This is a genomic window from Agrobacterium sp. CFBP2214, from assembly GCF_030209895.1.
Taxonomy (GTDB): Bacteria; Pseudomonadota; Alphaproteobacteria; order Rhizobiales; family Rhizobiaceae; genus Agrobacterium; species Agrobacterium radiobacter.
This window is the reverse complement of the sequence record NZ_JARVRC010000006.1, coordinates 320893-343431: the sequence shown is the minus strand read 5'-3', so window position 1 is coordinate 343431 and position 22539 is coordinate 320893. Positions and strand designations below refer to the sequence as shown.

Annotated in this window: 20 protein-coding genes; 11 read left to right on the top strand and 9 right to left on the bottom strand. The window is 59.3% G+C overall.

Annotated elements, in window-relative coordinates:
* Positions 1-2 precede the first annotated feature (2 nt).
* Positions 3-431 carry a hypothetical protein gene (locus tag QRN60_RS17255; RefSeq protein WP_003509564.1) on the bottom strand — a complete coding sequence of 143 codons (429 nt, stop codon included), beginning with the start codon at positions 429-431 and terminating at the stop codon, positions 3-5.
* Positions 432-439: 8 nt separating this feature from the next.
* Entirely contained in the window at positions 440-2392 is a 1953-nt protein-coding gene (locus tag QRN60_RS17250) for an AfsR/SARP family transcriptional regulator (protein WP_003509562.1), read from the bottom strand.
* A 172-nt stretch (positions 2393-2564) separates the two neighbouring features.
* On the opposite strand from QRN60_RS17250, the gene QRN60_RS17245 reads away from it, so the two are divergent.
* Positions 2565-3056, top strand: a complete 492-nt coding sequence (locus QRN60_RS17245) for a hypothetical protein (protein WP_003509559.1) — start codon at positions 2565-2567, stop codon at positions 3054-3056.
* Positions 3057-3106: 50 nt separating this feature from the next.
* Positions 3107-3523: a hypothetical protein gene (locus tag QRN60_RS17240; protein ID WP_223567331.1), complete on the top strand. Its 417-nt coding sequence runs from the start codon at positions 3107-3109 to the stop codon at positions 3521-3523.
* Positions 3524-3551: 28 nt separating this feature from the next.
* Here the strand turns inward: QRN60_RS17240 and QRN60_RS17235 are convergent, their stop codons facing one another.
* A complete protein-coding gene (locus tag QRN60_RS17235) occupies positions 3552-4691 on the bottom strand; it encodes an ROK family transcriptional regulator (RefSeq protein ID WP_112295546.1) in 1140 nt (379 codons plus the stop codon).
* A 93-nt stretch (positions 4692-4784) separates the two neighbouring features.
* Here QRN60_RS17235 and QRN60_RS17230 point away from each other — a divergent pair, with 93 nt between their 5' ends.
* From QRN60_RS17230 to QRN60_RS17205, 6 genes are all read left to right on the top strand, one after another.
* On the top strand, positions 4785-6158 hold the full coding sequence (locus QRN60_RS17230; RefSeq protein WP_112295547.1) for an ABC transporter substrate-binding protein: 1374 nt from the start codon (positions 4785-4787) through the stop codon (positions 6156-6158).
* Positions 6159-6226: 68 nt separating this feature from the next.
* Positions 6227-7138 carry a carbohydrate ABC transporter permease gene (locus tag QRN60_RS17225; RefSeq protein WP_003509551.1) on the top strand — a complete coding sequence of 304 codons (912 nt, stop codon included), beginning with the start codon at positions 6227-6229 and terminating at the stop codon, positions 7136-7138.
* Entirely contained in the window at positions 7138-8214 is a 1077-nt protein-coding gene (locus QRN60_RS17220) for a carbohydrate ABC transporter permease (protein ID WP_020012120.1), read from the top strand. The genes QRN60_RS17225 and QRN60_RS17220 overlap by 1 nt, the downstream gene beginning before the upstream one ends.
* A gap of 5 nt (positions 8215-8219) precedes the next feature.
* Positions 8220-9332, top strand: coding sequence for an ABC transporter ATP-binding protein (locus QRN60_RS17215; protein WP_112295548.1), 1113 nt, complete (start codon positions 8220-8222; stop codon positions 9330-9332).
* A gap of 11 nt (positions 9333-9343) precedes the next feature.
* The gene (ugpQ, locus tag QRN60_RS17210) at positions 9344-10069 is read left to right on the top strand and encodes a glycerophosphodiester phosphodiesterase (RefSeq protein WP_112295549.1); all 726 of its coding nucleotides are present in this window, start codon (positions 9344-9346) and stop codon (positions 10067-10069) included.
* A gap of 26 nt (positions 10070-10095) precedes the next feature.
* Positions 10096-11010, top strand: a complete 915-nt coding sequence (locus tag QRN60_RS17205; protein ID WP_003509546.1) for a TIM barrel protein — start codon at positions 10096-10098, stop codon at positions 11008-11010.
* 78 nt (positions 11011-11088) lie between these two features.
* Here the strand turns inward: QRN60_RS17205 and eglC are convergent, their stop codons facing one another.
* A complete protein-coding gene (gene eglC / locus QRN60_RS17200) occupies positions 11089-12486 on the bottom strand; it encodes an endo-1,3-1,4-beta-glycanase EglC (RefSeq protein ID WP_112295550.1) in 1398 nt (465 codons plus the stop codon).
* A gap of 274 nt (positions 12487-12760) precedes the next feature.
* Here eglC and greA point away from each other — a divergent pair, with 274 nt between their 5' ends.
* A complete protein-coding gene (gene greA / locus QRN60_RS17195; protein WP_020012115.1) occupies positions 12761-13243 on the top strand; it encodes a transcription elongation factor GreA in 483 nt (160 codons plus the stop codon).
* A gap of 54 nt (positions 13244-13297) precedes the next feature.
* Here the strand turns inward: greA and QRN60_RS17190 are convergent, their stop codons facing one another.
* Both QRN60_RS17190 and QRN60_RS17185 read right to left on the bottom strand, forming a co-directional pair.
* Positions 13298-14722, bottom strand: coding sequence for an O-antigen ligase family protein (locus tag QRN60_RS17190; RefSeq protein WP_284765952.1), 1425 nt, complete (start codon positions 14720-14722; stop codon positions 13298-13300).
* 138 nt (positions 14723-14860) lie between these two features.
* Positions 14861-16195 (bottom strand): SGNH/GDSL hydrolase family protein, encoded by a 1335-nt coding sequence (locus QRN60_RS17185; protein ID WP_112295593.1) that lies wholly within the window; start codon positions 16193-16195, stop codon positions 14861-14863.
* Between the two features lie 413 nt (positions 16196-16608).
* Between QRN60_RS17185 and QRN60_RS17180 the strand changes: the two genes are divergently transcribed.
* Together QRN60_RS17180 and QRN60_RS17175 are read left to right on the top strand one after the other, a co-directional pair.
* Positions 16609-17757, top strand: a complete 1149-nt coding sequence (locus QRN60_RS17180) for a glycosyltransferase family 4 protein (RefSeq protein WP_080864791.1) — start codon at positions 16609-16611, stop codon at positions 17755-17757.
* 56 nt (positions 17758-17813) lie between these two features.
* Positions 17814-18908 (top strand): glycosyltransferase family 4 protein, encoded by a 1095-nt coding sequence (locus QRN60_RS17175; protein WP_112295594.1) that lies wholly within the window; start codon positions 17814-17816, stop codon positions 18906-18908.
* 41 nt (positions 18909-18949) lie between these two features.
* On the opposite strand, the gene QRN60_RS17170 is transcribed toward QRN60_RS17175, so the two are convergent.
* The 3 genes from QRN60_RS17170 to QRN60_RS17160 form a co-directional block, all read right to left on the bottom strand.
* Positions 18950-20155, bottom strand: a complete 1206-nt coding sequence (locus QRN60_RS17170; RefSeq protein WP_112295551.1) for a glycosyltransferase family 4 protein — start codon at positions 20153-20155, stop codon at positions 18950-18952.
* A 74-nt stretch (positions 20156-20229) separates the two neighbouring features.
* Positions 20230-21801: an O-antigen ligase family protein gene (locus QRN60_RS17165; RefSeq protein WP_112295552.1), complete on the bottom strand. Its 1572-nt coding sequence runs from the start codon at positions 21799-21801 to the stop codon at positions 20230-20232.
* A gap of 79 nt (positions 21802-21880) precedes the next feature.
* Positions 21881-22534 (bottom strand): hypothetical protein, encoded by a 654-nt coding sequence (locus QRN60_RS17160; protein WP_020811394.1) that lies wholly within the window; start codon positions 22532-22534, stop codon positions 21881-21883.
* Positions 22535-22539 lie beyond the last annotated feature (5 nt).

Below are 22539 nucleotides of genomic sequence, written 5' to 3'. Positions count from 1 at the left end.
GATCAGGGTGCCGTGTTGCCGTCGTCGGCAAGGATGGCGTCGAACAGCTCGCCGGTGACGGAGCCGGCCGGGCCGACAGCCTTCAGGGCGGCTTCGATCGGCGCCTGTACCATGCGGTTGAAATCCCAGCCGGCGTCGCTCACTTCGCCGATAAAGGCGAAATCGGCTTCGGAAACCACGGCGCCACCGGCGACGAGGGCTTCGATGCCCTGAATCTGAACCTGGTCCAGTTCCGCTTCAGGCTGGCCGTTCTGACGAACGAGCATGGACTTTGCGGCCGCTGCCACGCGGGCATAACCATCCACGCCGGGATGGTTGGCTTCATAGGCGGCAATCGTCTCATGCGACACGGACGCAACCCGCAGCGGCGCCGTGCGAATGAAGAGAACGCCGAAACCCTTTTTTCCGACAATGAAGAAATGCGAGGACATAATATCTCCTATTTGATCCCAGCTAATCGAAGTGCGTGATAGAATTTTTCATTCGCTACCGGGTCCCGGTCTGGAGACAGGCTGCTGATCTCCCTCGCCGTCATACCCGGATAGTTTTCCTTAAGCCTGCTGCCGGTTTCGCGGGCGGCGACCAAATCGCCATGCAAAGCTTGGCTCGCGGTCAAGACGCGCAGCGCCGGCTCGTCATTTTCCATCCGCCCGCACAGTTCCACCGCCGTGCCGTAATCCTCACGCTTGAACGCGATGCTGGCGCCGGCCCACCAGTAGATGTCGGGCGCAAGCGGATTGAGGTCGATGGCCTGCTGAAACTTCTCCCAGGCGATTTCCGCATCGCCGAAATGGGCGAGCGCATCGGCATGCTGAAGCAGGAGGTCGGCGGAGTTAGGCGCCAGCGCCTCCGCCTCGAAGAATTTTTCGGCGGAGATGTCGAAATCCCGCTGGTAGAGCGCCACCACCGCGCACATCCAGTGGCCGACGCCAAGAGCGGGGTCGATCTCGATGGAGGAATCCGCTTCCGCCTTGGCGCGATGCAGGAGATGGGGATCATTGCCGCCAAGCATCAGCCATTCCAGCTGCAGGCTCTGCGCCACACGGGCGCGGGCAACCGCCAGGCTATGGTCGAGATCGACCGCCTTGCGGAACATCGAGCGGGCTCTTCGAAGAAGCGGCAGGTCGCATTTGCCGCGCAGAAGCTGCTGGCCCTCCAGCAATTGCCGATAGGCCTCGCCGCTATGGTTGCGGTCGGGTTCCACCTGAAGCCGCTCGATTTCGCGGGCAAGTGCTGCGGCCACCTGTTTGGACAGCAGCCGGAAGGCGGCGTGGATATGCCGCTCGGTCAGGACTGCCTCCAGCGACCAGACGATTTCACCGCTTGCATCCTCGATCAAGGCAACCGACATGCGGGTTTCGTCGAACACGGTCGAAATGATGCGGTAATCCGCCCGCAGCATGGCGTAGCTGTCATCGGCCCGCTGATGCGCCAGTGCAAAGGTGCTGTGCGGCGAAAGGACGGTGAAGGTCCGGTATCGGACAAGGCTGTTGGCGACATCCTCGACGAAGGCCTGCATGACCGGCGAGACCGGCTGCCCGTCGACCCTTGCCGGGCGAACGAATGCGACGCGGGGTTTAGCCAGGGATTTTCGGCGGTTGCCCTCTTCCGGCTCGGCGGCGACCGTTATCGTGGCGGTCAGACTTTGTATTCTCCGCCTCAGCGCCACGGTTTCCGCTTCCGGGGAACGCCCCTCCTGGCGGAGCTGCTCCATCAGAAGCTGGTGCATGCCCTCGCAGGCGCTGATGTTTCCGATCCGCGCATAGGCCGCCATGGCGGCGCGGTAGGTTTCTTCGCGCTCCGGCTCGATCTTGCAGGCGCATTCGGCAAGCCTGGCGATATCGTTCGAACTGGCGCGACCAAAACGCGTCAATTCTTCCAGAAGCTGGGTGTAGCTGGAAAAGAACAGATCCCTGAGACGACGGCGCTCGGAAAGCAGCCAGAGATAAAGATGATCCTGTCCGGCCTCCAACCCCTCCAGCAACTCGCCGCCGAATTCAAGCAGCGCATTGAGCCGCCGCATCGGGTCTTCGGCCCTTGCGCCGGCAAGGAAGATGGCAAGGTCGGTTCGCTGCGCCAGCTTGCCGGCCTTAAGATCGTTTCCTTCGGTCAGAAGGATCGCCTCATCCTCGTTGGGAAGCTTCTGCAGGCGCAGGATCAGCTGCCGCAGATTGCCGAGAGCCCTTTTCTGCTCGACATTTTCCCACAGCAGCGATGCGGCATGCTGGCGGGAAAGGGACTGGTTCGGCGCAAGGATAAGGGCGGCAGTGAGGGCGAAGCCCTTGGACGGAAAAAATGCCTCCCGCACCGCATCACAGCGCGGGGTGCCAAAAAGCCGGATCGGTATCAGTTCAGCGTTCCCAGCCACTTTCGTCCCCTCATGAATCATCATCTAACAACGTGCCCGGGAAATTGAAAGTCATCATAGCATTCCATTTGACGCTGGTGTGACGCGGCCTGCCTATTGTCGCAGACAGAAGCATGAATGACGGGTGGAAAACAGCGGACATGCGGCGGGCAGGCATCGGGATTTTTCGAAAGTGATAGCGTTTAACGGAAGCTACATGGCCTTCGAGCCGCGCATCGAACCTTATCAGCGTGCCGACGATGTCGGATATGCGGTCAGTGAATTCATGTGGTTCAAGGGCCGTCCGTTCTATCCGGTCTCGGCGCTGGTCCATGCGAAGGTCGCGCATGCCAGGCTGTCGGCGAAGAAAGGCGATGAGGAGGACGAGGATAATCTCGATATCCTCTTTCGTATGCCGTTGGTGGCGGGCGGGCATTTTTTCGAGATCGTGCTGCGGTCGAATGAAGGAACGTCCTACGGCGGCTGGGTGTGGGGAGAAGAGCTGGAAATCCTGAATGAATTCGTCAACGGCTATCGCGTTCTGGCGGGGAAGTTCGACGACAGGTTCATCCGGTTCGAATACTCAAAGCGGTTTCAGCGTTATCGGACGATCGAGCCGCTGCCGGTGGAAAAATCCGTCTTCCTGATCCAGCGGGAGACAAAGCCCTATGCGGGCGGGCGTGGTCTGCCGGGAGCCCTGGTGCCCTGATCGCGGGGACGTCTTTGGGGCGTGAAGGCGTGGACTGCACAGATTGCGGCATGCCCGGTAAAGCGCGGCTTTATCGGAGGTCGTCAGGGAATATTTTTATTTTTATTGTGTGGAAAATTATGATGCTCAATAGAGGTAAAGTGCGTAACAGGGGGATGTCACCGCAACTTGCGGCGGTGAATTGCGCTTCCAGCGACGATACGCTTTCCGATGCGGAGAGCGTTGATGACGAGTCGTGCCCGCCTCTGCGCAATGACAGGCTTTATGTTGTCAGCGAACCGATTTCCCGGACATTGCCCTCACCCGCCCTCGGAGATGATCAAGCGCGGGAGGAGACGCCGGCCAGGACCGAGATCCGCAACAGGGTCGTCGATTCCGATATCAGGGCGGCAAAATGGGCCTGGGCGATATTGGCGATCGCGCATTGCTGGCTGATTTATTTCATGGTGCACAATCTCGGGGGGTGAAACATCCGTCGCCACCCTTTGCACGCCCTCAGTCCGTTTCGCCAATACTGTGCAGGATCATTGCCGCCGCGCCGAAGGCCACGGGGTCCGTTGCGACGACCCCGGGCAGCAGGATTTGTGGCTGGATGACCTTAGCGCCGCTGAACGGGTCCGAAACCTCATAATCCAGCCACGTCGCCAGTTTTTCGCGCACCATCCTCGGCAACGTGCCGCCGACATAGATGGCGTCGGGCGCCAATACGGCGCTGACGGCGAAGCCAAGGCGGGCAACCTGTGGCCCGGCTCGGTCCAGCCACGCGTCAAGCACGGCGGCGTTGCGGGACAGGTAGTCTGTCCAGATGTCAGGAGCCCGTCCGGAGGGTTTTTCGCCGACATGCTCAAGGCACCAGGCCGCCAAATCTTCGAAAGAGGGCCGTGAGTTTCCGCGACCACGCAGGGCGCCGATCTCGCCGGCATTGCCGAGAAAACCGCGATAGAGTTCGTTCCTGATGATGATGCCGCCGCCGATACCTTCGGATAGGTAGAGATAGGCGAAATTTTCGTGCCCCGCCGTATTGCCGAGCGTGAGTTCGCCCATGGCCGCCGCATTGGCGTCGTTTTCGATAATCACCGGGCAGCGCAGCGCCTCGCGCAGCATGGCGGAAAGGTCGGAACCCGCCCAGGAAATGACCTCGTCAGCAAGATCGAGCGACATCGCCTCGTTGCGAAAGCGGGTCGGCATGGCAATCGCCGCACCGATCAGGTCGTTGCGGCTAATCGCGTTTTTTGAAAGCAGCTCTTCGGATCCTTCCTCAAGTGCCCGCTGGACATCGGAAAACGCGTCATAGGAACCGCGCATCTGCAATTCGCCAACGATCTCCCCGCCGAAATTCAGCAGCGTCAGCATCACCGAATAACGATTGGCATGGGCGCCGAGGGCATAACCGACGGTTTTCTTGAGCATGAGGTCGATATGGGGAGCGCCGCGGCCTTCCTGCCGGCGCGCGCCTTCCTCGATAAGACCGCGTTCCAGCAGGTTGCGAGTCATCATGCTCACGGCCGCCGGTGTGACGTTGCAATATTCCGCAAGTTCGACCCGCGATGCCGAGCCCTTGCGCCTGATGTAACCCAGAAGTGCGCCCTGTGTCGCGCCGATACCCGCAAATCCGCCGTTTCGTTTCTCAGCCAAAGTTCTGCTCTCCCAGCTTTAGTGCCGGAAATGTCATAAAGCTGTAAATTAAGCAACTTAATTAAATAATCAGTTTCAACGGGAATGCACCTCATGTTTAAATCTCTTTCCCTGGCGGCCACGGTCGCCATCGGCGCACTTTTGCCGGCCATTGCCTTTGCCGAAGACATCAACGTCAAACTCTGGACGCTCGCCGACAAGAACGCGCCCGCCCGCGTCACCAACATTGAAGCGGCGGCCGGCATCATGAACGCGCAGTTCAAGGCCGCCGGCGTCGACAAGCGCATCGTCATCGACACGAACAATAGCAGCGTGCAGGGCTGGGACGGTTTCGCTCTCGATACGCTGAAGGCATTTTCGGTGGGGCAGGGCCCGGATATCTACATTCTGCCGCATGAATGGATTGGCCAGTTCGTGCAGGACGGTTATGCCATGCCGATGGAAGACAGGATCGCCGCCGCCCCGTGGGTCTATGGCGATATTCTTCCGGTCCTCTGGAATTCGGCCAAGGGCGCCGACGGCAAGATTTACGGTATTCCACAGGACGCGGAAATCCGCATGTTCTTCTACAACAAGGACATGCTGCGCAAGATCGGCAAGGACGAGGCCTTTATCGAAAGCCTGCCGGCCAAGGTCGATGCCGGTGAATTCACGCTCGATGATCTGACCGCGCTGTCGAAGGAAGTGGTCGACGGCAAGGCCGCTCAATATGGCATGCTGCATCGCCCGAATGTCGGTATCGACTATCTGATGGTGTTTCAGTCCTATGGCGTGAAGTTCATGGACGAAAAGACCGGCAAGCTTGTCTTCCCCAAGGCGGAAATGGTGAAGGCGCTCGGCTGGTATGAGCGCAACGCCAAGCAGGGCGTCACGCCGGTCGACAATACCGCCATGAGCTGGGAAGCCATCCAGACCGCCTTCAAACAGGAAAAGGCCTTCATCTTCCATCAGGGCGTGTGGGCCGTTGCCTGGCAGGTTGGTGACAAGAACGGCGCAACCTGGCCGACCGATCGCGAAGGATATTTCAACAAGATCGGCTGGATTTCCGCACCGGCAGCCGAAAAGGGCGGCAAACCGGCCAACCTGTCGCATCCGTTGCTCTATACCGTCAACCCGAAGAGCGCCAATGCCGATATTGCCGCCGATCTCGTGGCGCTGGCGACCTTGCCCTATTTCAACAACGAGCACGCCGTCACTTCCTATCACACGGCCATCAGCAACGCGCAGACGGCCATGCCGAAATACCGGGACAACTGGGTTCTTTCCGCCGCTTCGCCGATGATGAAGGACGCACAGTTCGTGCCTAACCACACCAAGTTCGGCAGCTACAACAAGGTGCTGTTCAGCGGCCTGCAGGCGGTCGAGACCGGCAAGATGACGGCCGAACAGGCGGTCGATTTCATCGCCGACGAACTCGAACTGCAATTTGGCGCGGATATCGAAATCCGCGAAGCCGCAAGCAACTGAGTTTTATCAGACACCACGCCGCCCGGTTACGCCGGGCGGCTTTCCCGTGTTCCCACCGGTATATCCCAATGTCTCAGTTCCAGCTCAGGGCGCGTCGTCCGGCCCGGCCGATTTTTTATCTGGCGCCGGCTCTTGCCCTGCTCGGCGTCTTTTTCCTGGCGCCGATCGTCGTCAATCTGGTGATCGCCTTTACCGATATGGGCGCGAATCTGAAGGTCGGCAAATTCACGGTCGAGAATTTCCAGCGCATGGTGCAGCGTGATGTACGCCTGCCGGTCGTGCTTTTGACGACATTCATCTATGTCGGCGCAACGCTGTTTCTCTTCAATATCGGCCTCGGCGCGCTTCTGGCGGTCACGACGACGGCGATACCCGACAGGCTGGGCAATTTCTTCCGCGGCCTGTGGCTGCTGCCGCGCATGAGCCCGGCCGTGCTTTACGGCGTGCTCTGGATATGGATTGCCGATCCGACCTCCTCCGGCCTGCTCAACCAGTTCCTCGGTATGCTCGGCGCACCGGCGCTCAACCTGCGCAACGACTTTCCGCTGTTTCTGGTGGTGGTGGCGAACGGCGTCGTCGGCGCATCCTTCGCCATGGTCATCCTGACATCATCGATCCGCTCGATACCCTCGCATCTCGCCAATGCGGCGCGCGTCGATGGCGCCAGCGAATGGGGCGTGCTCCGCCACGTTATCGCACCGGCGCTTTCGGCTCCGATCCGTTTCATCACGCTCTATCAGGCGCTGTCGCTGATGACGACCTATGAATATATCCTGCTGATCACCGGCGGTGGCCCTGTCTACGACAGCACCACCTATGCGCTTTATATCTACCGGCGCGCCTTCGAAAACGGTGCTTACGCCTATGGCGCGGCGCTGGCGCTCGGCCTGATGGCCATCGGCGTCGCCGTGACCCTCGTTCAATGGCGCGTCAGCAACATGCGCGCGACCTTTGCCCCCGCCAAAATCGAGGTGCTGTGATGACGCTCGTTCAAAGCCACGCCCGGCGCGCCTCCGATCTGAAACCGGACTGGGCGCATCTTGAAAGACGCAGCCGCGCCCATCGTGCCGGCTTCCTTCCCGTCATCCTCGTGTTTCTCACGGTCGTTTCCGTCCCGGTTCTCCTGCCCTATCTCTGGCTGCTGGTGAAATCGCTGACCAGTTCCGACGACAATCTCAGCCGGCTGGTGCTGTGGCGCAGCGGCGCGATTGCCGCGCTGGCCTATTTCGGGGCGATTGCGATCGCGCTGTTTTCAGCACGCCTGCGCAACCCCGCACTGCTCTGGCTCGCGCTCGGCGTCGTGGTGGCGGCGCTGGTCTTCGTGCTTGTGCTGCCGCATCTGACCATCGAGAATTACAGCTTCCTGTGGAGCCGTGACATCGAGAAAACAGGCAATACCCGCATTGCGCTGATGCCGTCCGTCTGGACAGCCATGCGCAGCTCGCTGCTGTTTGCGGCTTCCCAGACCCTGATCGTTGCGCTGGTCGCCACGCCGGCTGCCTATGCACTGTCGCGCTTTGCCTTTGCCGGACGTGAAAACATCCTGCGCGGACTTTTGCTGCTGCATGCATTTCCCGCACTGGCGCTGACTGTCGCGATCTTCGTGCAGCTGCACTATATGGGCCTTCTCAACAATCTCTTCGGTGTCGTGCTGGTCATGAGCGCGCTGGAATTGCCCTTTGCGATCTTCGTTCTCAAGGGCTTCTTCGACAATGTCCCCTGGGACATCGAGATGAGTGCGGTCACCGATGGCGCGACCCGTTTCCAGGCCTTCCGCATGGTGGTTCTGCCGCAGGTCAGAAGCGGGCTGATAGCTGTCGCCACCTTCACCTTTCTGCGTGGCTGGGAAGAATATGTCTTTGTCCAGACCCTGCTCATCGAAAAAAGCCAGATGACGATGAGCCTCTACCTCTTCTTCGTGGCACAGGACAGCGTGGGCGTGAATTACGGCATGATCGCCGCTGTCGGCATCATCTATCTGCTGCCTGTGCTGATCATTTACATCTTCACCCAGAAATACATCACCCAGATGAGTTTCGGCGGGATCAAAGGATAATCGCCATGGCCAGGATCACCCTCGACAAAGTCACCAAAAGCTGGGGTGACACCCGGGTTCTGCAACCCATGACGCTGACGATCGAAGACGGCGAATTCGTCGCCGTTCTCGGCCCGTCGGGATGCGGAAAATCGACCACGCTTTTCCTGCTCGCCGGGCTTTACGCGCCGACCGGCGGAGAGATCGCCTTCGACGGCCACAACGTCAACCGCATCGATGCGCGCGACCGCAATGTCGGCATCGTCTTCCAGTCCTATGCGCTTTATCCCAATCTGACGGTACGGCAGAACATCGCCTTTCCGCTGCGTTTCAAGAATGTGCCGCGCGAGGAGGCGGCGCGGCGGGTGGAGGAGGCGGCAAGCCTCGTGCAGATCAGCGCGTTGCTCGACCGGCGGCCCTCGCAGCTTTCCGGCGGTCAGCAGCAGCGTGTGGCGCTGGCTAGAGCGTTGGTCAAGGAACCGAATATCCTGCTTCTGGACGAGCCGCTCTCCAATCTCGATGCGACCCTGCGCATCACGATGCGGGCCGAGCTGAAAAACCTGCAGAAGCGGCTGAAGATCACCACTCTGATCGTCACCCATGACCAGATCGAGGCGATCACCATGGCGGACAGGATCATCTGCATGAATAATGGCGCCATTGCACAGATCGGTACGCCTGACGATCTTTATCGCCGGCCCAACAACCTGTTCGTCGCCGGGTTCATCGGCACGCCGCCGATGAACCTCTTGAAGGGGCAGGCGCAGGGCGAGCAGCTGTGGATCGGCGATGCCCGGCTCGACATCAATGCCCGTTGCGACGGTGAGATCACTTTCGGGCTGCGCCCCGAGGATATCACCCTTACCGAGCCAGCCGAAGCGTGGCTTGAAGGGGCGGTCGCCACCGTCGAGCCGATGGGGCGCGAGGTTTTCTACAGCATCGACACACCCGCAGGTGTCATCCATGCGCTGGAATATGGCGAGACGATAAGGCATGCGCCCGGTGAGCGGGTTGGCGTCAGCTGCAAATCCGGTCTGACCCTTGTTTTTGACGCAGCCGGCAACCGCATTGCCGGACTGCACGCCGATCTTTCCCACAATTCGACCATGCCGGCGCGTCAGCCGGAACCCGTAAACTGACAGGACATTCCATGCCCAAAATCGTCTCTCATCGCGGCGCCAACCGTTTCGCGCCCGAAAACACCTTTGCCGCCGCCGATCTCGCTCTAGAGCAGGGTGCGGATTATATCGAGCTTGATGTGCGCGAGAGCGCGGATGGCGTGCTGTATGTCTTTCACGACGAAACGCTTGAGCGCACGACCGACGGTACGGGGCCTATCGGCCATGCCCTGTCGAGCGAGATCGATGCGCTGGATGCGGGCAGCTGGTTCGGGGAAAACTTCAAGGGCGCTGTGGTGCCGCGTCTTGATGCCTACCTCCGCCATTTGCGCGGCCGCTGCGGCGTTTATGTCGAGCTGAAATATTGCGATCCCGTCAAGGTCGCCGCCCTGGTGCGCGATCTCGGCATGCTGCGCGATACTTTCTTTTTCTCCTTTTCCGAGGAAATGCGCCGCGGTCTGCAGGCCATCGCACCCGAATTCCGCAAGATGATGACGCTCGACATTGCGAAGTCGCCTTCGCTGGCGACGGCCGTGCACCATGCCTCGATCATAGAGATCACGCCGGCACAGATGCGGCGGCCCGGTCTTGTCGCGGCATGCCGCAAGGCCGGTCTCGAAATCATGGTCTATTACGGCGGTGATGACATCGACCTTCATAAAGAGATCGCATTGGCCGGGGTAGACTACGTCAACATCGACCGCCCGGACCTGTTCGATACGATGCGCCGTACCGCGCAGCTCCCTGAATTCGCATAACCTTCCTTCCCCTTGGAGATCATGACATGAGCAATCTTATAGGTACCGGCTTCAACGCCGGCTCGGACGATGGCGAACTGGCCACCCTTGAAAGCGATCTTCGCGCGCTTGCCGAAATTGGCTGCGACACCGTAGAAATCGCCGCAACAAGCCTCGATATGATCGCTGGCGGCCGGATCATCGAGGAGCGCGCCGACCGTTTCGTGTCGCTCGCAAAGCAGTTCGACTTCCGCTACACCGTGCACGGTCTCGTCTCTTCGAATTTCATGGACCCGGTGACATGCCGTTACCAGATCGATGCGGCCAAGGCGCTTGCCGTTCTCTGTGACCGTATCGGCGCAGGCATCCTCGTCCAGCACAGCGGCGCCCTGCGTGCCGACCAGATCGCCGAACGGGCCGATGCCGACAGCCGCGAGCGGGAAGCGCTTTTCGAACTGGCGGAGTTCTGCAGGCCCTATGGCGTGCGTATCGCCCTTGAGAATATCTTCTCCACCGAGCCCGGCCAATACCGCCAGACGCCGGCCGAAGTGGCTGCGACCGTGAAGGCTGTCGGTCACGACAATGTCGTGGCGCTGATCGACTTCAGCCATGCCTATCTCGAATCCACCTATCGTGGCCTCGATTTCCGCGATGAGCTTCGCGCCATGGCGCCGGTTGCCGGCCATCTGCATGTGCACGATTCCTTCGGCCGCCCGCAGGGCTTTTATCAGCCTTATTTTGCCCAGGAAAACACGGCGCTTGGCATCGGCGATCTGCACATGCCGCTCGGCTGGGGCGATATCGACTGGCAGGGCATCTTCTCCGAACTTTCGTTCCTGCCCGATACCGTGCTGATGATGGAAATCGGCCGCCGTTACCGCGCCGAGCAGCCGGCAAGCCTCGAAACGGCGCGGCATCTGATGTCGCTTAATGCCGCCCGCACCCAACTCGCAGCCGAGTGATGGCCTGAACAAGGTGTAATTCGATAGGCTGATGTTTGAAACACCGGCAGTCCCGATGCGACTGCCGGTGTTTTTGGTCTACGCTGCCCAGTCGGAGAGCGAATAGGCCCTGATATAATCGATCATCATCTGCGAGCCGTCGCTGAAATCAGCATCCGATGGTGTTCCCGCGGTTCCGCCGACGGCAAGGTTGACGACCATATACATCGGGTCATGCATATCGTCAGGCGTCTCCGTCTGTGCCACGGCGACATCGTCGAAATACCAGGTTATGTGTTCGGCATCCCACAAAACGCCATAAGTGTGAAACCCTTCCGTGCTCGGCACACTGACATTGTTGATGACCGATGTCTGTTCACCGGTGGCGTTGGAATGGGCGGACATGATGAGCGTATTGGGATTCTGGCCGCGCATTTCGATGACATCGAGTTCCGGCGGCCAGGAGCCGTCTTCGGGCAGGAGCCAGAAGGCAGGCCAGGCGCCCCGGTCGGTCGGCATATCGGCGCGAATTTCGAAATATCCATAGGTCTGGCTGAAGGAGGAATAGGTGTTCAGCATGCCGGAGGTATAATCGTAACCCTCGACTTCATCGGCAATCGATTGCGCGGTTTTCTCGGCGGTTATCGTCAGGACGCCGTTTGCAACGCTGAACGGATTGACCTCCGACGTGCCGGCATAAGAGGGGTTGATGTACCATTGCGCCTCACCATTCGTCGTCAGCGAGCTTCCCTTTTCGGGTGCCCACCAATATTTGGCGTCCCAGGTGCCCTGATTGCCACTGCGCAGGGACAGCGCGTCGAATTCATCGGCAAAGGTCTGGGTGAGAGAGGATCGATCGAGGCTGAGCTCGAACTGGTCGGCCTGAAGGTCGTCTATGGTTTTTCCTGCAAGAACGATGGCCTCGCCATTTGAAAAATTGAGCCACAGGTCGCTGCCCTGCTGCGTGGCGTTGCCGGCCAGCTGATCGAAGGATGTGATACCGTAACCATTCAGCCGGATCGTGTCATTGGCGCTGAAATCCATGATGAGATCTGTACCGTTGCCGCTCGTAAAAACGAAAGTGTCGGCCCCGCCGCCACCGATCAGTACGTCGTTGCCGGACCCGCCATCGATCGTCTGGCTGCCCGATCCGCCGGTGATGATATTGTCGAGTGAATTGCCGAAGGCATAACGACCGTCACCCGTTACCCTGAGATTCTCGAAATTGTCGGGCAAGGTGTAACTCATCCAAGTATCGATGGTGTCAATGCCCTCCCCGGCATTTTCGACGGCGCGATTGATACCGGAATAGAGATAATAGATATCGTCGCCGGTGCCGCCCGCCATGGTCACGTTGACGGAGCTATCACCCCACATGGAATCATTGCCGGCAGTGCCGGCGAGCCGCGGGCCGGAGCCCGTGGCGGAGAAAAATCCGGTGGAACTGCCGCTGTAATAGAGTGTGTCTCCAAGCGCATTCACTACTGTCCGGGCCATGAACCGTCTCCTGTCCGTTAGCGTTGGTGTCCTCACTCCTCCTGCTGCACACCCTAACAGGGCAAAAAGCCTCCTGTTAGGCCGAAATATAAGGGGTATGTTCCCCTGCGGTTGCATTCAGCTGTTGAACGGGCGCGTTGTCATCGGCCGGTTCCGCCTGTTATATGTCGGGTTTTGAACCATCGGCGCGCTCTTGCTGTACCCCTACGGGTGATGGCAAGATCGGGGCGGATTGCAGATGTCCGCGCGGCATCTGAGGAATGGAGTATCAGGATTGAGCGTAGCCTTTACCAAGGAAGACAGCGCGGAAACCGCAGCCGAAACCGTTCTGCCGGATCGAGTAATCTCGCCTCATCCCAATCTGGTAACGCAGTCCGGGCTCAAGGCGCTGGAAGAGCAGTTGCGACTGGCGCGCGAAGCCTGTGAGGCGGCCAATGCCATTGAAGACATCAATGAAAGACGGCGCATTTCCGCCAACCCGCTACGGGATCTGCGATATTTCTCCGAGCGGGTTCGCACCGCCCAACTGATGCCTGATCCGCCAGCGGATGGCGTCGTCGCCTTCGGCAGTCTGGTGACGTTCAGCCGCGATGACGGACGAACGCAACGGTTTCGAATCGTCGGCGAAGATGAGGCCGACCCGGCTGCCGGAACGATGTCCTATGTCTCCCCGGTTGCAAGGGTGCTGATGGGAAAAATGGCTGGTGATCTGGTCAGTTTGGCCGGCAGGGAGATCGAAATCATCGAAGTCGCCTGACGCCCGGGCCGGACTGGGTAAAATGGGCCCTCAAAAATAAGGGCCTTCTTGTTGCTATCTGCCGTCAGACAATAAAGGGCTGAGGCCCGGATTACCGATAACGATTCCTTCTTCTCGGTGGCGAGCGTCATCTGCTGTTCCCAGCATCCGCATCACTGTGGTCTTCAGGAAGAGCCTGAAGTCCAGATCCATGGCGGCGTAGGCGAGGGCAAGCCCCACATGGGCCATGAAGACGGGATTGAAATTCAGCTCTTCGAACTGATAGCCGATAATGATCCCGATTGCCGAATAGACGAAAAAGCCGATCTTGCGTTTTCGGAAAATTGCATAAAACAGCGCAAAGGCGCTCATCATGCAAAATCCCAGGCCGGAAGCGTAGGCGGTGGCCATAAAGCCGTTATGGGGCGTACCGATCTTTGCGATACGCGCAAGCTCTTCATATCGAGCGGTAAATCCGATGCCCAACGGATGCAGGAACATGACCTGAAAACCGCCGGTGATCGTCTCCCACCGCTCATGCAAGTTGTTGCTGCTATTGCTGTCCTCGAGAAAACGTTTCGAAAATACCTCCCCCGCGAAGTCGAAAGCGCCGAGCGGCAGAACGGCGGCGATGACAAGGGCGCATAAAGCAAAGCCGAAATACGTGCTGAGCAGCATTTTGACCGAAAAATTCCGGACGTAAAAATAAAGTCCGATGGCGAGCACGGCAAACACACCCGAGCGGTTGAGCGTGAGCGTAAAGCTTGCCAGGTATATGAGCAGAAACACCGCAAACAGCGCGGGCCGTCTTTGGCGTTCGGCGAGATAGGCAGCGGCTGCTCCGGCCAGTGCGAAGGCTGGTCCAGCGGTGTTTCCCACAGGCCAGATGCCGCCTGCCTTTTCGACGCGCAAAAGCAGCGGCGTTATTTCACCTTTTGCCGCGAGTTCCAGGACGCCCGCCTCATCGAACATGAAGGACAATCCGATGGAGGCAAGCTGGTCATGAATGACGATGTCAAGGAAAAGCAGGATCGTCACGGCTATGAAGCCCGCGAACATGCCCCAGCAGAACAGCTCGAGAAGGTTCTCCTTGAACAGCATGTAGGCAAAGAAGAGAAAATAGACCGCATAAAAATAGGTCATCGCCGTCGTATAAAATTCGCCATCGCCACGCGCGTCGGCAAACAGGGCCGTCAGTGCAAACAGGACCGTCAGCGGCAGGAGGTAAAACAGGGCGATCGACGGTGTCAGGCAGCGAATGTAAAGCAGCGCAATGACGGGCAGCGTCATCAGCACCAGCATGTCGGTAATGTTGAGGAAACGCAGGCCGATATTGCTGGTCACCACGTTGCACTGAATGAAGAAACCGATGGAAAAAACGAATATAGCCAGAAAGATGCCGGGAATATTGATTGTTTTTGAGGGATAAAGCGGCATTGCCAAAACGAAACCCGGTAGGGCGGGCAGGCGCGATGCCGCATGATTTTTTCGTTTTTTCATTCGCGGCCTTTATCTTTTGTAGGCGGATTTCGACGGTCCCTTAGAGAGGGGCGTTACCGCGCGGCAATAAATATAATATGGCGACCATTAGTGGGCTCGATGACGTCGCCACGCAAGATAATTTTATCCGTTTCTCCATTAGACAAGATTGCCTTTCGGCAAATCCCCTTCGACCGCGATGATGCGCTGAATGTGAACTGGCTCATTTGAGGTGGGCGCGCTGGTGCCGAATGCGGGAAGGATGCGCAGATAAAAATTATACCCGGTCGGGCTCATGTCTGGATCTATGGCGATCCCGTTGGCGATCGCCCACATCCAGCCGCTGTTACCGGAGATGTTGGCGCCTCCAAATTGCAGGGCGGAGCAAGCGATCGTCCGGACTGCGCCGCCGCTTTTCACGACCATCGTGACATATGGAAGTCGCTGCCTCTCGTTATTCCTGTAAAGCACGGCGAAGGAGACGGTTTTGCCGATCATTGCTGCGGCCTCCGCGTTGCGGAAATAGCGAGTGAGTCCTGCCGTCTGGCTGCCATTTGCATGTAGGGCAAGGCTGCTGGTGAAGGATGGAGAAAAAATGACGTCGGTAGTTTTGGTAACTGAGCCCGGCGCAATCAGGCCCCAGCCCGTCGGAGCGGAGCCCGACCAGTCGGTAAAGTCACCATTCCCTATGAGATTGGCGGCAGGCAGCTTCGGCCAGCAAGGTGTCTGAAAACCGCTGTCGGATGCCGAAGCGAGGTAGGAATCGAACAGGGTTCGGGCAATGAGCCGCGATCCAGCATCGTTCGGGTGGATATTGTCCCGATAAAGGGCGGCGTCCTTGGCCTTCGCCAGAAATGCCGCATGCGTATCCACCAGCGTAAGGTTCGGATGTGCTCGGGCCAAATCGAGGATTGCCTGATAGACCTTGTCGTAACCCGTCCCATCACGCCACGGGTTCTGCGTGGTGATGATCTGTGGCGTGCCCGGCCATTGCCATTCGGTCATGCCGAGCGGGCCGAGCAGGGTGGATCGCCCGGAGCTCAAAATGCCGCCAGGCACCTCGAAGGTCTGCATATTATGGCCCTGATGCAGGATGCAAAGATCCGGACGGGGGATGTTCAGCGCCGCTGCGCGCTGTTTCGCGAGCATGTAACCCGCCATGCCGCCGGGTAGCGTTGCGAGATAGACCGCCAGCGTCGCCCCCTTACCGGCGCGCAGCGTGACCGGTTCCGCATAGGCTTTTGGCCCGGTAGCGGCATTCGTTTCCCATTCCGCCCAGCGATGTAACACCACCGTCGTATCGTGCAGTTCGCCGAGCATCATCGCAAATTGCTGAAATGGTCCGGCTTCGGCATGGGCGGTGCTGTCGCCGTTCACGAACAGCGTGGCATTCTGACCCGCTGTCAGCCGGGCGCGCAGGACAGAGAACGCCGTCAAGGAAAGACCGATGGCGCCCATGGTCCGGGGGCGGATGCCGAGCGTTACGCCGATCATGCCGCCACCTCTTCCGTTCGTGCCATATATATGCATATGTTGTATCCGAGCGCTGCCATCGTTCGTTCTCCTGGTCTGGCCTCAGGATAATTCCGTCATGAGGCACGGGGAAAAAATGCCGGGAGCGGAATGGCGATCAGCGCATAAAAACAAACGTCATGAATTTTTCTTGCATTTCGTCTGAAGTGTAAAAATAGAATATTTTTATTTTACTTTTGCTATTTTTAAATTTTATTACTAATAAAGGTTCTGATGCTGGTGTTTTTATCTAGCAACGTGCATTTCTCTGTAATCTCCGACGAAGATATCCCTGTCGCTATCGCGCAGGATGGTTCTTTTCGCAGGTGTGCTGTTCATGCCCGCAATCAAGACCAGACGCATCGTGGGTTCTCTCCTACGGCAGGGGAGACGGCATGACATCCGCTCTTTTTGTCAGCCATACCGGAGAGAAGGGCGGCGCCGAACTTTTTCTGGCTGATCTCGTCAAGGGTGGACCGCATTCCTGGCGCGCTTGTTTTCTCAGTGGTGGTGCGGCCGCAGATGATCTGGCTGACGCCGGGCGGCCTCCGGTCATGTTGTCCGCCGGAGAAAAAATGCTGTCAATCCGCCGCAATGCGTCGTTCGGCGCCCTGTTGCGCGGAGCGGCTGATGTGATGGCGGTCGCCTGGCAATTGAGCCGGGAGGCGCGGCATTATGATGTGATCTGCGCCAACTCGCAAAAGGCGCTTTTTGTCTGCGCGCTGGCCGCGAAGCTCAGCCGTCGCCCGCTTGTCTGGATTTTGCACGATATCGTCACCGATCCCGCTTTCAGCGCCACCAACCGTCGGGCTTCGCTGGCATTTGCGCGCCTTTTCGCCAAGCTGGTGGCTGTCAATTCCGAAGAAACGGGCCGGGCTTTCATCGAGGCCGGCGGCGAGGCGAATAAGGTTCGCATCGTTTACAACGGCTTCGATCCCGCCAGGGCAAAGGTCTACGAGCCGGGCAAGGCCGCGCGGCTGCGAGCGGAACTGGGCCTCGGTCCGCAACCGCTTGTCGGCCTTTTTGGCCGGCTGAGCGAATGGAAGGGACAGCATGTATTTCTGGAGGCGATTGCGGCGATGGAGGGAGTGCAGGCGGTGATCGTCGGGGGAGCGCTTTTCGGGCAGGAGGCCTATGAGGCGCGCATCCGCGAACAGGCGTCCAGTCTCGGTCTCGACGGCCGTGTCCGCTTCCTCGGTTTCCGCTCGGATGTGCCGGAACTGATGGCGGCGATGGATGCGGTTGCTCACACCTCAATTGTTGCCGAGCCCTTCGGCCGGGTGGTTGTCGAGGCCATGATGTGCGGGCGTCCGGTTGTCGCCACGCGCGGCGGCGGGGTTACCGAAATCATCCGTGACGGCGAAACGGGCCTTCTCGTGCCGCCGGGAGAGCCATCTGCGCTGGCCGCAGCGCTCGGCCGCGTCCTGTCCGATCCGGCTCTGGCGGAAAGGCTGGCGCAAAAGGGGAGGGAGGATGTGAGCCAGCGTTTCTCGCTGGAGGAAACCTGCAGGTCCGTTTCCGCGCTGCTGGAGGAGGCAGCGTGAGCTTCCGTTCGGTGATCGACAGGGAACAGGCAATGCCGGCAGGCGGAAGGGCCAGGATGCGCATTCTCGTAAACATGCCGAGCCAATATGGCGGCAAGGCTTCCGGTGTCGCCCGCGTCACCTTCAGCCTGCTGGAGCGGCTGCTGGAGCAGACAGGTGACGATTATATTCTGCGCTCTCCGTGGACGCGGGCGCAACTGCCAGAAAGCCTGCGCGACAGCCGATTGCAGCTTATCGAGACTCCGCGGCCCCGCATCATGGTTTTTGACGTGGTGCATCAGGCCGCCATGCTGCCCGCGCTTTGCCGCCAGCATGGCATTGATGTGCTGTTTAACGCCGATCCTTTCGGAAGTCCCCTCGGCGGCAAACGGCGTCTCACCCTTGTTCACGATCTTTATTTCAAAACCATTCCCGAACAGATCGGCTGGCGGGCAACCCTGACGACCGATTTCATCTTCAAGCTGATGATGGCCGGCTCGGATCAGGTTATCTGCGTATCCGACGCGACGCGGAAGGATCTGGCGCGTTTTTATCCTGCCGCTGCCAATAAGAGCCTTACCATTCATTCCGACAGTACGCTGAATGTCGATCCCGAGACTCTTGGTTTGGTACCGCCTGTTGCCGGGCGCTACATATTGGTGGTCGGAAACGCGACTTCCAACAAGAATTTTTCCCTCCTTGGCAAAGCCTTTGCCATACTCGGTAAAAAATGGCCGGATCTGCGTGTCGTGCATGTCGGCCGCGACGAGGCGGAGGAAATCGCCTGCGCGCTGGCTGATCCGGAATTGAAAACCCGGCTGATCCGGCTTTCCGGCATAGATGATCGGCAGCTGGCCGAACTTTACCGGCATGCCGCCTGCCTTTGTGTACCCTCTACCTATGAAGGGTTCTGCCTGCCGGTGCTGGAGGCGCAGCAGCTGGGATGCCCGGTCGTCTGCTCCAACCGTTCCGCAACGCCGGAGATCGCCGGCAATGGCGCCCTGACTTTCGATCCGGCGGACACTCAAAGCCTTGTTGACGCGCTTGAGCGGCTTCTGGGGAATCCGGAACTCGCAGACAATCTTCGCCAGGCAGGTTATGAGAACCGTAAATTATATTCGTGGCAGAAGGCGGCGAAGAGCTACGCGCAGCTTTTTCAAACGCGGCGTTGAGGCCCGGAGACACCCAAGCGCCTTGTCTCGACAGTGACGGTTTATGCGTCGTTGGTTTTACGCACATCCGAATAGAGCTTTTCATAGGCTGCGACGACCCCTTCGGGTGCGACACCTTGCCGAATTCGCTCCCGGGTTTCAGGGGTTTCCTCGAGCATGGCGGGATTGCGCATGGCCTCCGCCATGCGCGCGGCCAGTTCGGCGGCATTGCCCGGCGCGAACAGGCGTTCCGGCCTGTCCGCGCCGATCTGTTCGGCAACGCCCGCAAGATTTGCGCCGATGACGGGTACGCCGCGCAGAATGGCTTCGGCGACGGTACGTCCAAACGCCTCCGGCCACAAAGGCGGGACGATGAGGCAGTCTATGCCGGTGAAGAAATGATCGGCCTCCACATAACCCGGAAACGTGACCGGAAGGCCGGCTGTCTTTTGCCGGTAGAACTCGATACCGTCAGGCGCGCGGCCCGCCATGACCAGTCGCCAGCCTTGTGAAGGCAAGAGCCGCAGGGCCTCGATCAGCAGGTCCGCCCCTTTTGCCGCTTCGATACGACCCAGATAGCCGAAGACGAGCGGCTCTCCCGGCGCGCGGGGGAGGCGCGGTTGTGGCGAAGTCGGTGGTGAAATCGCATTCCAGATCACCGTGCGGCGGTTTTCGGGCACGTGGGTAAAAAAGCCTGCCCGCACATGACGCTCGACGATATCGCGACCAACGCCGGCAACCGCATCAACCGCGCATTGGCAACGCCGGTGGAGGTAAGAAAAGGCGCGGCATTTTTTGCTGCTGCCATCGCAGATATGCCCGTCATGAAACAGCGAGCCGTTGGTGCACATGCTCGTGAAATCATGCAGCGAGTGAACCAGCGGAATGCTGCGCTTGCGGATCATCGGCCAGATCAGCGGCGTCAGTTCCGAGAGAGAATGGGTATTGACCACATCCGGCCGGAAATCATCGATGACACGCGCAAGCCGGCGAACGAGGCGCGGATCCAGTTGCACGGCGATCTTGTAGTATTTCCGCTTCCATTCCGGTTGTTGCCCCCAGTCGCCGATAAAGAACGGCGTGGTGTGCCCGAGGCGGTGAATGGCGAAACCGTCTCGCTGTTCCGCTGCCTGCTCTTTACGGGAGATGGCGGCCACCGCGATCGTGTGTCCTCTATCCGCAAGTCCACGCGCGAGGTCTTCCACGAATATTTCCGCACCGCCCACCCGATCCGGAGCAAATAGCGAGGTTATCTGCAATATCCGCATGCTCAAATTCCTGCGCCCATGGCGTTAAGATCACGACAATTATGTTGCATCCGCGAACCCATGCCAAACTCCTGTCATGGCAGACGAAGCGCGGTTTGTGCTGTCTGGCTTGAATGGATTGTTGTGGGCATTGCAGCTTCGGCTGGAGATTGTCTCTGCCTTTTGCGTCCTTCCCGTTCCATTCCGGGCGGGTTCAGGCAAAGCGTGACGACCGGGGCGAGGAAAACGGCATAGGCCATGGCGAAGCCGGGAATCTGCAGCGAAAAATCAAGCGTCGAATGCAGCAGCACAAGCAGCAGCGCCGCAAGGCCGAGATGAGAGGCATACCGATAATTTCTGCGTTTCCGTGCCCCGCGAATAAAGATCACCAGCTGGATGAGCACAAAAAATGCGAGGTAAAACGGGAAGGCCCCGCCGAGTGTCAACAGCCCCTCGGCATAGACATTGTGGGCATGGGTGACGACGGCGTCCACCCCGCATCGCGCCGCGTGATAGGGCGCATAGATGTCCGTAAAGCTTGCCAGACCCGATCCCAGCGGCCAATTGTCGGCGATGGCGCGTGCGATGCCCGGCATGTAGCAGAAGCGCATGTCGTCTTCCAACCGTGTTTCCATGCGAAGCGCCACCCGGTTGGCGAAAAGCGCAAACAGGGCGATGGCGATCGCGATCAGGAGCGCGGCGCGACGTCTCGTCCCCCGCTGCCTGCGCCGGCCGGAGACCCCGTTGCGGCCGGTTCTGGCGGGAGAGTTGAACACAATCAGAAGGATCAGGAAAATCAACGCTGCGAGGCTTGATCCGATCCCGGCGCGCGACCCCGTCAGCATCAATGCGATGAAGCAAAAGCCCGCTAGTACCCCGAGAAAAGCGGCTCTGCGGATGAGTTTTTTCTGCTCAGTCGGCACGGTCAGGCGGTTTGCCACGAGCGCCTTTACTCTCGCCCAATCCGGAGCGAGGAGACTTTTGTGTAATAATACGGCGAGCGTCAGAAGAATGAGACCGAAGAAGGTTGCGGCGGTATTGCGGTTGACAAAGACGCCGGTGAGGCTGCCGAGATAAAAGCGTTTCTGGATGAAGCCGAGAGCTTCGGGAAAAAGCACGAATTGCACGATCGAAAACAGCGCAAGCCAGCCCCCGGCGATTGCAAACCATCGCAGCGTCTTGGCCGCACGCTCGTCGGTATCGAAAATCACAAGGCCGGTCATGAAGACGCCGAAAGGCAGGGCGGCGCTCATGAGGCCGAGTCGGTCATCCGCAGGCGTCAGTGAGATCGTTGCGGCTGGCGCATTCTGCATGAACATGGCGGCGGTGGACCAGGCCGGGTTGGCGCGCGCGATGCCGGGCAGGGGGGATGCCTGCAGCAGCATCTGCACGATAAGCGCTCCCAACAAAAGGCAGGCCGCCGCAAGTACCTTGCCTGCACCGGCCTTGGGAGGTCCGAACAGGAGGATCGATGGCACCAGCAGGAGATAGATGGCGGCCGTGACAACGATGCGGCTTTCGATTTCCGTTGCGCCCCGATTGAGAAGCGCCAGCAGAAAGATCGCCCAGAACACGACTGCTGCGACCGGCCGGACACGGTCCCGAACTGCCGCCGATGGAGGCTGCGGGGAGGAGAGCGGTTCTGATCGGGCTTCGGTAAGCGACATGTCTTTGGGCTTTGTCGGAATTGTTTGTGGTGGTTATGCCCGAATGACGGACAGGGTTTTGTTCTCTCGCCGTTTCAGATCATGGCAGCGTCAGGCGTGTCGCGCCTTCCGATGGCGGCTTTGGGCAGACTTCCGCCAGGGTCCATCGCAGGATTTCTCCTTGCCTGCCGCAGACGATGGCCGTGTCCGCCTCGCGGGCCGCTTCGGCCTCGGGCAAGGTGTTTTTCGGAAATTGTTGCCACATCACGAAACGCCCACGGATCAGATTGGCATCGGCGGGCCCGTAGAGCTGGGAGAAATTCATCAGCACGGCGACTTCCATGGGCGAGGCGTTGCGCAGCGAACGAACCATGGCAAGACGCAGCCAGACATCGCCATTTGCGGGAAAACAGGAGAGCGAATGGCGAATAAAGGTCTCGGCAAAACCGAGGCGCGCCGCGCCGGAATCGGATGCCGGATCGGCGCCATTTGCATCGAGATCGGCCAGAACGAGCCTTAGCCCGGCTTTGACGATATCCGAACGGCAGATTTTTTCGGTGATGACGGGGTGAAGTTCAGCGACGGTTTTTGCAAGCAGTTCAGGTGCAAGACCGTTATTTTCATCGGCGATCCTTGCCAATGCGACGATATCGGAAAAACGCCGGCTTTGGGAAAATGCCTGCGCCGCGACGGACAGGACAAAGACGGAAATGACGAGGACCGGTACGACCGCGAGGATTTTCCGCAGGCGCATCACGC